This window comes from Chitinophaga sp. CB10 (assembly GCA_001870995.2).
Lineage (GTDB): Bacteria > Bacteroidota > Bacteroidia > Chitinophagales > Chitinophagaceae > Chitinophaga.
Genome location: MLAV02000007.1, coordinates 177,100 through 192,451 on the forward strand (window position 1 = coordinate 177,100; position 15,352 = coordinate 192,451).

Here is a 15,352-nt window from a genome sequence, read left to right on the forward strand (position 1 = left end):
TTTAAGAAGTTTCTGTGTCCCGAAATTACAATTTGTCTGCCGATAAACATGCAAAAAGTAGTAAATTAGAAGTACACCAAAACAGGAATTTAAAACGGATCGCATGAAAGCTCAACAGATCATATTCGCCGCCAGGCCGCAAGGGCTGCCGGACAATAAAACATTCAAGACCGTTACCGTCGATTTACCGGAATTACAGGAGGGCGAAGTACTGATCAAACCCGTCTACTATTCTGTGGATCCCTACATGCGCGGCAGGATGAACGATGCCAAATCCTATATCCCGCCGTTTGAAGTAGGCCAGCCCATCGAAAGCGGCGGCGTGGCCACCGTAGCGGAAAGCCGCGATAGTAATTTCCAACCGGGGGACCTCGTGATGCTCACCTCTTCCCGCCCGCTCCTGCCCTGGGCTACGGCTAGTATTTACCACGCCTCCCACCTCAAGAAAATAGATAACAGCGTACCGCCCAGCTATTACCTGGGCATATTGGGCATGCCGGGCCTCACCGCCTACTTTGGCCTGCTGGATATCGGCAAACCCCAAAAGGGCGAAACCATTGTCGTATCCGGGGCCGCAGGCGCCGTAGGCATTGTGGTTGGCCAGATCGGTAAGATACACGGCTGCCGCGTAGTGGGCATCGCCGGCGGCGCTGAAAAAGTAAAGCTGCTCACAGATGCGTTTAACTTCGATGCCGCCATCGACTATAAAGGCAACCAGGACATCAAAGCCAGCGTTGCAGCCGCCTGCCCCAATGGCGTGGATATCTATTTCGATAATGTGGGCGGGGAGATATCAGATGGCGTAATAGCCAATATGAACACCTTCGGCCGCATTCCGCTCTGCGGGCAGATCGCCTTGTACAATAGTACGGAAGTGCCCGTGGGCCCCAGAGTGCAGCCCATCATGATCACCAGGAGTTTACTTATGCAGGGCTTTACCATCGGCAACTACGCCGCCCGTTTCGGCGAGGGTTTCAAAGCATTGGTGGAATGGGTAAAGCAAGGCAAACTAAAATACACGGAAACCACCATGGAAGGTTTCGATAAATTACCGGAAGCATTCCTGGCCCTGTTTGCAGGCAAAAACCAGGGAAAGCTGATCGTAAAAGTTTAAACCAAAATTGCAGTGGGATTCCCTATTTTTAAGCATGACAAAACCAGTAGTACATACCCGCGTAAAAAAAGTGCTCAACAGCGGCATGCTGGATTCCGATGATGTGCTGGCAACGGAAGAACCGCTGGAAATACGCATTATCTCAGGCCCTACCCATAACCGGCGGCAGCAGCAGGTTTCCGTCACCATGCGCACCCCGGGTAATGATGAAGACCTGGCGGCAGGCTTCCTGTTCTCCGAAGGCATCATCCAATCCTATGACGCCATCGCCCACACCAGGATGGTCACTACCAAAGAAGGCAGTATTATCACCGTTACCCTGCGGGAGAACGTAACGCCCCAGCTGGGCAACGCCCAGCGTAACTTCGCCGCCACCGCCGCCTGCGGCATGTGCGGTAAAGCTGATATTTCCAATATTCATACAGGCGCCGGCGTTAGTCACGCGCAAACCGCCACTTCCGCGGAAGTTATTTTCCGGCTGCCGGAAACCCTGCGCCTCCGGCAATCCCTCTTCGAAAGCACCGGCGGCATCCACGCCGCGGCATTGTTTGACAACAAGGGTACCCTGCTGATATTACAGGAAGATATTGGCCGCCACAATGCAGTCGATAAAGTGATAGGAACCGCCATGCGGGAAGCGCTGTTCCCGCTGGACCAGCACCTGCTCCTGCTCAGCGGCCGCGCCGGATTTGAATTAATCCAGAAGGCAGCCATGGCCGGCATCCCCGTGGTGGCGGCCGTAGGCGCTCCATCCAGCATGGCAGTACGAATGGCGGAACAGTGGAATATCACCCTCATCGGTTTTTTGAGGGATCAACGTTTTAATATTTATTCCGGCGCTTACCGGGTAGAGATATAGTCATTACTTAATTTTTTTCGAGCATGCAGGGAGATCAGAACCCGGTCCGTTTCACCGGGTTAAAACTCAGCAAACCTAAAACAGTAGCCGCCGGCATCCCCGCGGTCCTATCCAGCATGAAGCATATCCTGGAAGAAATGAACGCCTTCAGAGGCATGCAGGCCCTGCTGAAACTTAACCAGAAAAAGGGATTCGATTGCCCGGGCTGCGCCTGGCCCGACCCGGACGACGAACGCTCGCCCATCGCCGAGTACTGTGAAAACGGCGCTAAGGCCATCGCGGAAGAAGCCACCACCAAAAAGCTGACAGCGGATTTCTTTGCAGCCAACAGCATTGCCGACCTGGGCAACCTGACGGACTACGAGATCGGCAAAAAAGGCAGGGTGGCGCAGCCTATGTACCTCGCCCCCGGCGATACGCACTACCGGCCCATCTCCTGGGAAAACGCTTTTGAACGGATAGCAAATAAATTACAGTCGCTCCAATCTCCGGACGAAGCCGTGTTTTACACCAGCGGCCGCACCAGCAACGAAGCAGCCTTCCTCTACCAGCTGCTCGTAAGGGAATACGGCACCAACAACCTCCCCGACTGCTCCAATATGTGCCACGAATCCAGCGGCGTCGCCCTCGGCGAAGCCCTGGGCATCGGCAAAGGCTCCGTAAAGCTGGAAGATTTCTACGAAGCGGAAGTTATCATCATCCTCGGGCAAAACCCCGGCACCAACCACCCGCGCATGCTCTCCGCCCTGCAAAAGGCTAAAGCCAACGGGACTACCATCATCGCAGTGAACCCCTTGCGGGAAACCGGTCTGCTCGGCTTTCTCAACCCGCAAACGTTCAAAGGTATCGTGGATATCCAAACCCGCCTGACTGATATCTACCTGCAGGTAAAAATAAATGGCGACATGGCGCTGCTGAAAGCCATTACGCTCCTTCTTTCGGAAGCAGAAGATAAAAACCCCGGCATCGTGTTTGACCGGGAATTTATCGCCGCAAAAACCGCCGGCGCAGACGCCTACCTGGCGCACCTCCGCCAGCAGGACTTTCACCGCCTGGTGCAGGAATCAGGCGTGGCGGAAGAAAAAATCCGCGAGGCCGCAGCCGCGCTGCTCCATAAAAATAAGATCATCGCCTGCTGGGCCATGGGCCTCACCCAGCACAAAAATGCAGTGGACACCATCCGGGAAGTGGTCAACCTCCTGCTGCTGAAAGGCAGCATAGGCAAGCCCGGCGCAGGTACCTGCCCCGTACGCGGACACAGTAACGTCCAGGGCGACCGCACCATGGGCATCTTCGAAAAGCCCCCGGCCATCCTGCTCAAAAACATCCGGGACGTTTACGGGTTTGACCCGCCCGAAAAACACGGCTACGACGTCGTAAACGCCATCCATGCCATGCACCACGGGGAAGCAAAAGTATTTATCGCCATGGGAGGTAATTTCCTCTCCGCTACACCAGATACGGAATACACCGCCCAAGCGCTCCGCCATTGCGAGCTGACGGTGCACGTATCCACCAAACTAAACAGGAGCCATATCGTACACGGCCGGGAAGCGATTATCCTCCCCACCCTCGGCCGCAGCGATAAAGACATCCTCCACGGCGAGCAGCAGTTTGTCTCCTGCGAAAACTCCATGGGCGTTGTCCAGCAGTCAAAAGGCAACCTGCAACCCGTATCCCGGGACCTGAAAAGCGAACCGGTGATCATCTGCGAACTCGCGCAGGCCCTCTTTAAAGGCAATTCCAGGATACCCTGGGCCAAATACGCGACGCATTACGACCATATCCGCAACGACATCGAAAAGGTCATTCCCGGATTTGAACGGTATAATGAAAGGGTAAGACGCCCGGGAGGTTTCTATTTGCCCAACGGTTCCAGGATCGGCGAGTTCAACACCGCCACCGGCAAGGCGAATTTTAATATAGCCGACACCGTTACCACGCCTCTGCAGCCGGGAGAGTTCATGATGATGACCATCCGCAGCCACGATCAGTTCAACACCACTATCTATGGGCTGGACGACCGCTACCGCGGCATTTACCGGGAACGCCGGGTGATACTCATGAATGAAAAAGATATCGCCTCCATTGGTTTAAAAGCCGGAGATGTTGTAGATTTGTTCAATACTTTTGACGGCATTGAAAGGATAGCGCAAGGATTTATAGTTATTGCTTATGACATACCGGAGTCCTGTACGGCTACGTACTTCCCGGAAACAAATGTGCTGGTTCCTGTGAACAGTGTTGCCGATAAAAGTAATACGCCAACGTCAAAGCTTGTAGTTATAAGAATTAAACCCTCAAAGATTAAACGATAGTATGAAACCTGTTGTGTGGCAGGGCGTCCGCTGGACTTCCACTGAATTTTTCACGCTTGAAAGCAAGGGGCTGTATCAGCTTGCACAAGGCAATATCGCCGGTGTCGTCCGCGATATGCCGTTTTGCATTCATTACGAAATAGAACTGACCAACGACTGGAAAACCGATTCGTTCTACATCCGTTCCTTCGGGCCGGATGCGCGGGAGCTGCGGGTGACCAGTAACCTGCTCGGCCAGTGGTACGATAAGGAAGGCAACCAGATCGCCGCATTCGACGACTGCCTCGATATAGACATCTCCCTGACCCCGTTTACCAACAGCCTGCCGGTAAACAGGCTGCAAATGCTGCCTGGTCAAAGCGTAGAAATCAATGTGATCTACATCCTGCTGCCGGAATTTGAATTGCAGAAGGTGCGTCAGCGTTATACCATGCTGCGGGAAAACTATTGGCTATACGAAAACGTGGATTCGGACTTCAGCGCCAAGCTGTCGTTCGATGAAAACGGGATTATGACAGATTACCCGGGGTTGTTTCAAAAAAGATATTAAAAAAAAGAGGGTGCAAAGCCCTCTTTTTTAATATGCTTAGCTCTTATCATCCTGGCTCGCCACTCACCCTTTCAACGAAGGCAGCAACGCCTCCGCCCCTGCTATCAGCCCTTTCACCACCGCTGCAGCGCTCGTCCCCCCTTTTGCCATCCCCGCCGCCTGCCCTGCCCACATGGCCACAAACGAAGGATTATCCTGCGCTTTGGAAGCCTTCCGCGCCGGCTGCGTGAGCGCATCCTGGTAAGGGTACGGCAATACCTGCAGGTCCGATTCCTCCACGGCGGAAATCAGGGTATTGTACAATCCGCGCGCCCACCGGCCGCTAAAGGCACGGGTGAGCCGGGTGCTGGTATCCGTAGAAGCCGCAATGGCCGCTTTATGGGCTGCCGAAGCCAGGCTTTCATCCGTCAGCAAAAATGCGCTGCCAGGCTGTACGCCGGCAGCTCCCAGCATTAGCGAAGCCGCTACGCCTCTGCCATCCATCACCGCGCCGGCAGCTATAACGGGCACCCCTACACGATCTGCCACCTGCGGGATCAATGCCATGGAACCTATCTGCGGCAACCCGTTGTTCAGGAAAGTGCCGCGGTGGCCGCCAGCCTCCGCGCCCTGCGCCACTATCGCATGCATGCCCTTCTGCTCCAGGTACACCGCCTCCTCCACGGAAGTGGCCGTGCCAATCATCTTCGCGCCGCTCTGCTGCAGCAGCGCCAGCCCCCCATCGTCAGGAATGCCGAAAGTAAAGCTCACAATGCCTGTCTTTTCTTCCGCCAGCACGGGCAAAATATCTTTATAGGAATTTAAATGCAGACTTTGCAATTCCACCACCGGCACGCCCAGCCCGCTACGGCTATACGTCGCCTGCAACAACTGCTGCATGGCGTCAAACGCTGCTGCCTCCGGGGAAATGGGAATATCATAGGCAAACACATTCACGGCAAACGGTTGGGAAGTCAGTGATTTCGTTTTGCGGATCACCGCCCTGGCAGCGTCGGCGTCCATATTGCCAACAGGCAGGCTGCCCAGGCCGCCCGCATTACTCACCGCCGCCACCATTTCCGGCGTGGTGATGCCCAACATGGGCGCTTGTATAATAGGGTATTGAATGCCTAACAGGTCCGTCAGTTTATTTTTCCATTGCATCGGTTACCGTATTTGATCTACCTTAAAATTAACGGAAACTAATGAAAGAAGGCGCTCTTAACGCAGAAATATCAAAGCGGAAATCTACCACCGTCGTCACCTCTATACGCAGGTTATTCATCGGCTGCGGCGCGTTCGGGAAATAGTACGCCGCCAGCTTAAGCGTGTTGAGGGACAGGTTTTCGTTCTTCACCCGCATACCGCCGCCAATGCCCCACAGCAAGGGATTCTTGAACAGGTCGTTGCTCTTGTACGTCAGCATGGAGGTTTGCAGCGACGTGAAGAAATTGAATTTGAAGCCCAGTATTTTCAACGGACTGTAATACACGGTCTCGGAATTAAAGTTCAGTCGCTGATAGCCGTTCAGGGTAGTATTGCGATACCCCCATATCCCGTTCTCCATGTTAATGTTCAGCGGTTTATAGAAGTAAGGATTGGGGTTGTTGAGATAATCCCCGGTCAGGAACTGGCGGAACCTGAATTTGCCGAGGTTCACGAGTCGACTGTAATACTCTACCCGCCCATGGATCACGGCATCTTCCGATGCGCTCCTGGACCAGAAACTGCCTATTTCCGCAGTGGTGTTAAACAGCCCCTGTTTGCGGGTAAGCCAGAACTTTTGCCAGGAAGTACCCGTGTACAGCCGCCGCCTGTCGCGCCAGGTTTCCCAGCCCGCGGATACGTTCACGTTAAAGCCCAGGGGAATATCCTCCGTTCGCCCGAAGCCGAAGAAGTGATGGGCTTTAAAGTAATCCAGCCGGTAGGCCTGCAGTTCGAGCAGGTAATACCGGTGGTTGTTATACACCGGGTCTTCCTTATACGTCAGCTGATCCGGCTTTCGCTGGAAATGCAGGTTGTAATGCCGCGCCAGGATGGCCACATTGGGCTTGCCGTTGCCGCTGCGCCCATTATGGTCGTAGTTATTGATAAAGTTATAACCCAGCCAGCCGTCGATCACCGTGTAGCGGTAATCCCGGTAGAGCGTATCATCCCGGTTCCAGATGTTGATGGAAAAATTATTGGCCAGGGTAAGCCCGCCCACAAATTTGGCGGAGTTCCGGTACAACGGCCGGTCAAACGTGATATAATACGTACCCTCGTACACGTTAGAATCCAGCTGGTTGGTGTTGTTCAGCGTGCTGTAGCCCACTGCCATGTCTATAAAGCTCCCGCCGATGTTGGATTTCGTGTAGCGTACCTCCGAGTTCCACTTGGGCGTATAGTCCTTCCGCCAGCTAAAGCCCACCTGCAGGCCTTGCCCGGCCCCCAGCAGGTTGTTGTTATAGACTTTCGCCGCCACGTTGGTAGCGCTTACCTGCGACACGTCCGCGCCATATTCAAACACGTCTTTGGTCACCACTTCAATATCCACCGAGTCGGACATAGGATCGCCGGGGATCACATAAATACGGGCATCCTGTATAAAAGGCCGGTTACGGAGGTAACGTTCATTATCCGCCAGCTCAAAAGGTTCCAGCCGGTCGTCTTCCCGGAAGAAGAGGTTTTGCCGGATCATCCACTGCTTCGTATCATAATGGAGCCGGTTGGCGATTTTGAGCAGCTTCATGGAAGTGGTAAAAGTGGTATCGTTGATGTTGCTGGGCCCAAATACCTTTACCCTGCGGTAGTGGATATTTCGGATCACTTTGCCTGCAAAGGGTGTAAAATATGCCTCACTTTTCTGGATCACACTGTCGTTTTGCGGAAGGGGCTCCGGCTCATTTTGCCGGGTAATCCGGCGGATAAAAGAGTCCCGGAAGGCTTTATTCCGCATGGAATCCCTGTACTCAAACAATTTCCTGAATATTCCGTTATGATGGCGGGAGGAGGTATCTCCCACGGGAGGGCGCATCAGGCGCGGCACGACCGTATCCCGCAGAACCGGCAACTGGTCAGCCATTGCATGGGTACGGGAAATCGCCGGCTGCAGGTACAGCAGGCAGGTAACAGTTATAACGAACAATATTTTTAATAAAAACCTCAATATATCCCCCTGTAAACAATTATAATTAAAAAAAATGGTTTAGGAACAGTACTTCCTGTTTTACTTTAACGGGAATGATAATTGAAAGTTTCAGACCAGAAGTATAAAAGCAGTTATAAATTTTATTGATCACCTTAAAACTAAAAGTATATGCTACGTTGGGCTGTAATTTTTCTGATTATTGCGATTATCGCGGCGATCTTCGGGTTTGGCGGGATTGCGGCAAGCGCTACTGGCATCGCCAAGATCCTGTTCTTTATATTCCTGATTATGTTTGTAGTGTCGTTGCTGGCGGGAGTATTTAGAAAATAGGGCCTGAAAGCAGATTGCTTCAGTACCTTGCGGCGCTGAAGCAATCTTTTGTTATTTCATGATGCTGGTTTCCCAGCCGTCGTATTCTGCATTTACCTGTTGGGCTACCTCCCAGAGGGTCATCACCACCCGGTCTATCACCGCTTCGGTTGCCTTGTCGGACCGCACGATGCAAAGCCGGTAAGGATATTCGGGGTTCTCGTCTACCTTGATGTCGTGCAGCAGCGTGAAACCGATTTCCTGTATGTGCTGCCAGTAAAGGTTCTTATCCTCCTCTGTTTTGAAATGTATCCAATGCTCAATCGGGCGCTCTTTCTCTGATGCGTCCCCGTGTTTGCGGAGCATCCGCAGGACCTTGCGGTTCTGGATGCGCTGAAATTCATACACGTCCGGGAAAAGATAATCGAAATACAATTCCCAGTTGTTATCTTCCTTTACGCCGTAATCATAACGGTATTCCGGGAAGTTAACCATAGCGTCCGCAATATATTTATCGTGCAGCAGGGTACTGCCTGCATAGAAGTAAAAATCCCTTACCCCGTTGGAAAAGGTACGGCCTACAAAATGTGCGTCCAGTTTGGATTGCAGCACTTCCACCAATCTATCCTCAATTTCGCCCATGATAGCAAATTCATCATTGTGCGGAAATCCGTCTTCACGTGGATGATTCAGATAAACTGTTATATATATGGCATTCGGCTTGTCCTTCAATGGCGCAAATCGTCTCAGATCAAGGTCTAGCCCTATTACTGCTGGACTTTCTTCAATATGGCACGTGTAAATATCCCAGTCCGGTCGGTAATCCTTATGCATATAAAAAAATTAAAATAACGCAACAGCTGGCTGTAAAGATACGGAGCTTGCCGTTACCACAGAAAAGATAAAACCCTTTTCTGCACGCTTTTTTATCCACATAAACCATTTCAGTTTCTTTTTCCTGTACGTACAACGGTAGTGGCAGCACGAAAACCAGGGGATTATATAAATTTTTTTATTTATTTATAGAGAAGCAAATGCTGCCCCGGTGCGGCTTAACATTAATTAACACTTACCATCTCCGCAGTATGCCATAATCAAACCCTCTACTGTAAAGCATTACGGCCTCCGATACCTTTCAGAGCCATGCTTATGGCGGTTTGCACACACCACTCATCCTAAAAAACCGATTTTCTACAGAGTTTCCAATTAATTTAGCCGCCGTTAATTGTTGTACGCTAGTATTTGTTATTATGAGAAAAACTTTATTGCTGGTAACAGGTTGGATCTTACTGTGTCAGAACGTGTTATTTGCCCAGCATGCAGGAGGAAAAGCCGGTGGGGATCAAACCGGAACATTGTATGGAAAATTGATTGACGCACAAACAGGGAAACCAGTAGAATACGCTTCCGTAGCCGTTCTCAAGCCGGATTCCGCTGTGCTCACCGGCATGCTCTCCAAGCCAAACGGTGATTTTAACTTCGAAACTTTGCCGCTGGGAAAATATATTCTCCGCATCAACTTCATCGGTTACGAAACAGTCTACAGAACGGCCGCGCTCACGCCTAAATCATCCTCCGTGGATGTAGGCAATATCAAAATTGCGCCGAATTCAAAAACACTCAACGTCGTGAATGTAGTGGGCGAAAAACCCGCCTTCTCCATGGCCATTGATAAAAGAGTCTTCAACGTCGACAAAAATTTATCCAGTATAGGCGGTACCGCTACCGATGTACTCAAACAGGTGCCTTCCGTGAACGTGGATATAGACGGTAACGTGACCGTGCGCAACGGCTCCCCGACCATCTTCATCGACGGCCGCCCCTCCACGCTCACCCTCGATCAAATCCCCGCGGACGCGATTGAAAAAATCGAAGTAGTCACCAACCCATCCGCCAAATACGACGCGGAAGGAATGAGCGGTATCCTCAACATCGTGCTGAAGAAAAATAAGAAAGCCGGCATTAACGGACAGCTCTCCGCCGGCGGCTCTACACTCGGCAGCACCAACGGCGGACTCGATTTCAACCTCCGCCAGGAGAAATTCAACTTCTTCGTGAACTATAATTTCCGGAACAGGGTGTCGCCGTTTAACAGTCGCCTCTTCCGCAAAAATATAGGCCAGGATACGACCACGTTTACGGAACAGCTCCAGGAGGGCGACTTCTATCGCCGATTCCAGAACGGACGCATCGGGTTCGACTGGTTTATCGACAACCGCAATACCCTCAGCATTTCCGAAAACATTACCACGGGTAATTTCAATAACTATAACGACCAAACCGTGAACGAACTCGATGCCAGCCGGCAACGGGTACGCTACGGCACAGGTATCAACAATACGAAAAACGGTTTCAAAAGCTATAATACCCAACTCGGTTATAAACACACCTTCGCGAAGGAAGGCCACGAACTCACCGCGGACGTGACTTACAGCACTAACAGCGGGGATAACTCTTCCGACTTCTCCCTCCAGTACTTCGACCTGAAAGGGGAAAATATTTTCGATCCCATCCCGCAAAAGCGCTATGGTAACGGTGGCGGCAAAACGACCTACATCACCGGCCAGGTGGATTACGTCAACCCGCTGTCCGAGAAATCGAAGATTGAAGCCGGTATCCGTACCAACACCCGCCAGTTCACGAACTACAATACCGTGATGGGACTCGATTATCCAAACACTGGTTACAAGGTGGATTCCTCCCTTAGCAGCGATTACAAATATTCCGAACAGATCAACGCAGCCTATGCCACCTACACCGGCGGTTTCGATAACTTCGGCTACCAGGTGGGCCTGCGCGCTGAACAGTCCTTCTACAAAGGGGAATCCTTCTTCGGGGAATATAAATCCTACAATGTGGACTACCCTATCAGCCTGTTCCCAAGCCTGTTCCTCTCCCAGAAACTGAAAGGCGATCACGAGCTGCAACTCAACTACAGCCGCCGTATCCGCCGCCCCTGGTTCCGGGACCTGCTGCCCACTATCGACTATAACGGCCAAAGCGCCAGCACCGGTAACCCGGGCCTGAGTCCGGAGTTCACCAACTCTTTCGAGCTGTCCTACCTCAAGGATTTTGATCGTAAAGTGAACGTGCTGGTATCCGTGTACTACCGTAACACGCAAAAGGCCATCACCGATTTCTATAAGGACACCGTGCTGACGCTGAACGGACAGGACATGCGGGTACTGCTCTCCTACCCGATCAACGCCAGCTCCCGCAATTCCTACGGCGCTGAATTCACCGTGCGCACACAGGTGACCAAAGCGTGGGACATCACGGCCAACGCCAACCTGGCGCAAACGAAGATCAACGCCAGCCAGGACAATGCCACCTTATCCAACCAGGGCTTTACGTGGTTCGGTAAAATCAACAGTAACACCAAACTCCCGTGGAACCTGACTTTCCAGGTCAACGGCGAGTACGAATCCAAACAGATACTCCCGCAGGGCGAACGTATGCCTAACTGGTCCGTCGACGCCGCGGTGAAAAAAGACCTGTTGAAAAATAAAGCGCTCTCCATTTCCCTTGGTATCAACGATATCTTCAATACCAACAGGAACCTGAGCTACACCACCACTTCCTTCTCCGAGCAGGAAAACTACCGCAAGCGCATGGCACGTGAGCTGCGCCTCAACGCCACCTGGCGCTTCGGAAAAATGGACGCCCGCCTGTTCAAACGCAAAAACAACAAGCAGGAAAACAACGGCGGAGAAATGGGTGGAGGAGATAACTTTTAATTCGTAATTTGGAAGCCATAATTAAGCATTATGGATTCCATTTATCACACTATTACCCTTAGATTCTTGGCAGAGCCCTCAGATGTAAATTTCGGCGGAAAGGTACACGGGGGCTCTGTTATGAAATGGATAGACCAGGCAGGATACACCTGCGCCGCTAACTGGAGCGGGCAATATGCCGTCACCGTGTACGTGGGCGGCATTCGTTTTTTTAAGCCCATCGCCATCGGCGACCTGGTGGAAATCACGGCCAATATCATCTATACCGGCAACACCAGCATGCATATCTCTATCGACGTTTTTGCCGGCAATCCCCGCCAGCAAACAAAAGCCAAAACCACCCACTGCGTAATGGTATTCGCAGCTGTAGACGATGCGGGTAAAACCGTAAAGGTGCCGAAATGGATCCCGCGCACTCCTGCGGAAATCAATATGGAGAACTACGCTAAAAAACTAATGGACCTCCGGAAAGATATTGATGCGGAAATGAAACCGTATTTGTAATCATAAAAAAAGCGGGTGTATCAACACGTTGATACACCCGCTGCTTATCCTGAATAGCCTTATTTAGCTGCTGAATTGCATATCGCTGAGGGATTTGTACAAGCCCCCTTCCATCTCTATCAGTTCCCAGTGGGTACCTGCTTCCACGATACGGCCTTTATCCAGTACGATGATTTTATCTGACTCACGTACCGTTGCCAGCCTGTGTGCAATCACGATGGAGGTACGGCCTTCCATCAGTTTGTCCAGCGCGTCCTGTACGAGTTTTTCGGATTCGGAATCCAGCGCGGAAGTAGCCTCGTCCAGGATGAGGATGCGCGGATTTTTCAATACCGCCCTCGCGATGGCAATCCGCTGGCGCTGCCCGCCGGAAAGTTGTATGCCCCGCTCGCCCACCACGGTATCCATACCCTGTGGAAAGCGTTGAATGAATTCCCAGGCGTTGGCCTTACGGGCCGCTTCTTCCAACTCCGCATCCGTTGCGCCGGGGCGGCCATAGGCAATGTTTTCCCGGATAGTGCCGCCAAAGAGGAAAACGTCCTGCGGCACCACGGCCATTTGCGAACGCAGCTCCGATAAAGGAATGCTTTTGCCGGGGCGGCCGTCAAAATCAATGTCCCCACTCACGGGATCGTATAAACGCAGCAGCAGGGATACGATAGTACTCTTACCCGCGCCGCTGGGCCCTACCAGGGCTACCTTCTGATCCGGCGACACATCAAAACTCACATCGTCCATAATTTTCAGATCCGGCCGGGATGGATAATGGAAAGACACGTTGCGGAAGCTGATAGCGCCGTCCAGCTGGTTTTCCGGGGCAATGGCTCCTACCGGCGTCAGTTCTTCCGTCGGCTCATCGAGTATCTCCAGTAAATGTTCAGTAGCGCCGATACTTTTCTGGAGGTTGGTATATACTTCTGCCAGACCGGCAACAGAACCTCCTATAAATACTGAATAGAGGACGAAGGTCAGCAGTTCCGCAGGAGGCATCCCGAGGGAAACCCCGCGCCAGATCACCGCTACCAGTGCGCCAAAGATGCCGAGGATGATAAAGGAGGAAAAAGCGCCCCTGTATTTACCGCCTTTGATACCAATGCGCGCCGCCTCGTTGGTGCGGGTTTTATAACGGTTGATCTCAAAAAATTCGTTTGCAAAAGCTTTTACGTTGAGGATACCGGCCAGCGTTTCCTCCACGACCGTGTTGGACGCCGCCACCTGCTCCTGCACCTGCTTGGAGAACTTACGGATGAACTTCCCGAAGAATACGGCCAGCAGCATCATCAGCGGCAAGATGGCCAGCATGAAGACAGTCAGCTTCGGGGCCGTTACCACCAGGATAATGATACCGCCCACGATGATGATCACCTGCCGGATGAACTCCGCCAGCGTGGTGGTAAAAGTTTCCTGCAGGGAAGAAATATCCGCCGATATCCTGCTGCTGAGTTCACCAACCCTGCGCTCCAGGAAAAATTTCATGGGGAGTTTGATGAGGTGACTGTAGACAGTTTGCCTCAGTGTGGCGAGAGTTTTCTCCGTTACGTTCACGAAAAGGACTATACGGAAAAAAGAAAACACCGCCTGGCCCACCAGCACTGCCACCAAAACGACGGCCGCCTTGTTAAAGCCATGGAACAACGTGTCTTTACTATCGGGCGATACCAGCTGGCCCAGGAGCTTCGGAAAAGCCAGCCCCGCAAGGCTGGAAATAAGGAGGAAAATCAGACCCAGTCCAAACTGTGGCCAATACGGCTTTACATAACGGAACAGGCGTAAAGATTTCTTGAGGGATGCCATTTTCAGCGCTGGCTTAGCTTGCGCCGGGGTATTCGTGTCATTTTGCATGTATCAGTGCTATTGTTTCGTTCTAATTTGTAGACGATTGCCTAACAAAGATATTGCATTCGGGTCGACAAAAGCATGGTATCCGGGGCTTAATTTCCGATGGTGCAGCTATAGGCGATCAGGCTGAAAATTGCAGCCAGGCTTGCCGCCATGAATAATTTATACAGGAATAATTTCATATTATGGGTTTTATGGATAGTTATATATTCAAATAGTATTCCATAAATAACGTTGTCTGCCATAAAATGTTTAATAAAAACATAATTTTCGCTTAACGGCCGGTTCACCCCTTCCTCCATATCATTTGCGTGACATTTAGCCTTAAATTTGTAAACATGCTCACGATGGAAGAAATAATAGCTACAATTAAGGAAGATTATATATTGAAAGTGGCCTTGTCGCTGCTGATGGGCGCCGTCATCGGGCTGGAAAGGGAGTATAAGCGAAAAGCAGCGGGCATGCGCACCATGACCCTCATTTGCGTGAGCAGCGCCGTATTCACCATCCTGTCCGTAGAGCTGGGTTACCCGAACAGTCCGGACCGCGTGGCCTCCAACATCCTCACCGGCGTAGGTTTCATTGGCGCCGGGGTAATTTTCAAGGGAGAATTTGCGATCGACGGCATCACCACGGCAGCCAGCATCTGGATTGCCGCGGCCATCGGCATGGCCATCGGGATGAACGAATACTGGCTTGCCTTGTTTACCCTGGCAGGCGCAATTGCCGTACTGATCGCCCTGGAATACACCGAGCGCTACATTGCCCGCATCAACGATAAAAGGGTGTACTGCATTCAGCTCATCGAGCCGGAGATGTCGTACCTGGAACTGGAAAAAAATTTTGACTCCCAGAAATTGAAATACAAACGCATGATGATAGTGAGAAAAGAGAACCGGACAGAAGTGAATTATGCCATTCATGGCCGGCGTGAACAGATGGAGGCGTTGAATATGTACCTGCATCAGAGCCGGGAAATACACGAGTACCAAATACAAACCAACCCATTCTGA

12 protein-coding genes are annotated in these 15,352 nt (G+C 51.7%); 8 read left to right on the top strand and 4 right to left on the bottom strand.

Features of this window, described 5'->3' with window-relative positions:
* The first annotated feature begins 103 nt into the window (after positions 1-103).
* From BOC67_RS12190 to BOC67_RS12205, 4 genes are read left to right on the top strand one after another with little or no spacing between them, the layout of a single operon-like run.
* On the top strand, positions 104-1,114 hold the full coding sequence (locus tag BOC67_RS12190) for an NADP-dependent oxidoreductase (RefSeq protein WP_291910604.1): 1,011 nt from the start codon (positions 104-106) through the stop codon (positions 1,112-1,114).
* Positions 1,115-1,148: 34 nt separating this feature from the next.
* On the top strand, positions 1,149-1,973 hold the full coding sequence (gene fdhD, locus BOC67_RS12195) for a formate dehydrogenase accessory sulfurtransferase FdhD (RefSeq protein WP_291910605.1): 825 nt from the start codon (positions 1,149-1,151) through the stop codon (positions 1,971-1,973).
* A gap of 23 nt (positions 1,974-1,996) precedes the next feature.
* Positions 1,997-4,291 carry an FdhF/YdeP family oxidoreductase gene (locus tag BOC67_RS12200; protein ID WP_291910606.1) on the top strand — a complete coding sequence of 765 codons (2,295 nt, stop codon included), beginning with the start codon at positions 1,997-1,999 and terminating at the stop codon, positions 4,289-4,291.
* A 1-nt stretch (position 4,292) separates the two neighbouring features.
* On the top strand, positions 4,293-4,841 hold the full coding sequence (locus BOC67_RS12205; RefSeq protein WP_291910607.1) for a putative glycolipid-binding domain-containing protein: 549 nt from the start codon (positions 4,293-4,295) through the stop codon (positions 4,839-4,841).
* A gap of 63 nt (positions 4,842-4,904) precedes the next feature.
* Here BOC67_RS12205 and BOC67_RS12210 read toward each other — a convergent pair whose 3' ends face one another.
* Entirely contained in the window at positions 4,905-5,984 is a 1,080-nt protein-coding gene (locus BOC67_RS12210) for a nitronate monooxygenase (protein WP_291910608.1), read from the bottom strand.
* 28 nt (positions 5,985-6,012) lie between these two features.
* On the bottom strand, positions 6,013-7,947 hold the full coding sequence (locus BOC67_RS12215) for a hypothetical protein (RefSeq protein WP_291910609.1): 1,935 nt from the start codon (positions 7,945-7,947) through the stop codon (positions 6,013-6,015).
* Between the two features lie 171 nt (positions 7,948-8,118).
* Between BOC67_RS12215 and BOC67_RS12220 the strand changes: the two genes are divergently transcribed.
* Positions 8,119-8,280, top strand: coding sequence for a DUF1328 domain-containing protein (locus tag BOC67_RS12220; protein ID WP_073080264.1), 162 nt, complete (start codon positions 8,119-8,121; stop codon positions 8,278-8,280).
* Between the two features lie 51 nt (positions 8,281-8,331).
* Here BOC67_RS12220 and BOC67_RS12225 read toward each other — a convergent pair whose 3' ends face one another.
* Positions 8,332-9,093 (bottom strand): DUF695 domain-containing protein, encoded by a 762-nt coding sequence (locus BOC67_RS12225; RefSeq protein ID WP_291910610.1) that lies wholly within the window; start codon positions 9,091-9,093, stop codon positions 8,332-8,334.
* Between the two features lie 416 nt (positions 9,094-9,509).
* Between BOC67_RS12225 and BOC67_RS12230 the strand changes: the two genes are divergently transcribed.
* A complete protein-coding gene (locus BOC67_RS12230) occupies positions 9,510-11,996 on the top strand; it encodes an outer membrane beta-barrel family protein (protein ID WP_291910611.1) in 2,487 nt (828 codons plus the stop codon).
* 30 nt (positions 11,997-12,026) lie between these two features.
* Complete coding sequence (locus BOC67_RS12235) at positions 12,027-12,500, top strand: acyl-CoA thioesterase (protein WP_291910612.1); 474 nt, start codon at positions 12,027-12,029, stop codon at positions 12,498-12,500.
* Positions 12,501-12,563: 63 nt separating this feature from the next.
* On the opposite strand, the gene BOC67_RS12240 is transcribed toward BOC67_RS12235, so the two are convergent.
* Positions 12,564-14,342, bottom strand: a complete 1,779-nt coding sequence (locus tag BOC67_RS12240; RefSeq protein ID WP_291910613.1) for an ABC transporter transmembrane domain-containing protein — start codon at positions 14,340-14,342, stop codon at positions 12,564-12,566.
* 344 nt (positions 14,343-14,686) lie between these two features.
* Between BOC67_RS12240 and BOC67_RS12245 the strand changes: the two genes are divergently transcribed.
* Positions 14,687-15,352, top strand: a complete 666-nt coding sequence (locus BOC67_RS12245) for an MgtC/SapB family protein (protein ID WP_291910614.1) — start codon at positions 14,687-14,689, stop codon at positions 15,350-15,352.

What these genes read in the sequence shown, in the direction of transcription:
- BOC67_RS12190 (WP_291910604.1), top strand. Translation starts at nt 104, where the DNA reads ATGAAAGCTCAACAGATCATATTCGCCGCCAGGCCGCAAGGGCTGCCG.
- fdhD (WP_291910605.1), top strand. Translation starts at nt 1,149, where the DNA reads ATGACAAAACCAGTAGTACATACCCGCGTAAAAAAAGTGCTCAACAGC.
- BOC67_RS12200 (WP_291910606.1), top strand. Translation starts at nt 1,997, where the DNA reads ATGCAGGGAGATCAGAACCCGGTCCGTTTCACCGGGTTAAAACTCAGC.
- BOC67_RS12205 (WP_291910607.1), top strand. Translation starts at nt 4,293, where the DNA reads ATGAAACCTGTTGTGTGGCAGGGCGTCCGCTGGACTTCCACTGAATTT.
- BOC67_RS12210 (WP_291910608.1), bottom strand. Translation starts at nt 5,984, where the DNA reads ATGCAATGGAAAAATAAACTGACGGACCTGTTAGGCATTCAATACCCT.
- BOC67_RS12220 (WP_073080264.1), top strand. Translation starts at nt 8,119, where the DNA reads ATGCTACGTTGGGCTGTAATTTTTCTGATTATTGCGATTATCGCGGCG.
- BOC67_RS12225 (WP_291910610.1), bottom strand. Translation starts at nt 9,093, where the DNA reads ATGCATAAGGATTACCGACCGGACTGGGATATTTACACGTGCCATATT.
- BOC67_RS12230 (WP_291910611.1), top strand. Translation starts at nt 9,510, where the DNA reads ATGAGAAAAACTTTATTGCTGGTAACAGGTTGGATCTTACTGTGTCAG.
- BOC67_RS12235 (WP_291910612.1), top strand. Translation starts at nt 12,027, where the DNA reads ATGGATTCCATTTATCACACTATTACCCTTAGATTCTTGGCAGAGCCC.
- BOC67_RS12240 (WP_291910613.1), bottom strand. Translation starts at nt 14,342, where the DNA reads ATGCAAAATGACACGAATACCCCGGCGCAAGCTAAGCCAGCGCTGAAA.
- BOC67_RS12245 (WP_291910614.1), top strand. Translation starts at nt 14,687, where the DNA reads ATGGAAGAAATAATAGCTACAATTAAGGAAGATTATATATTGAAAGTG.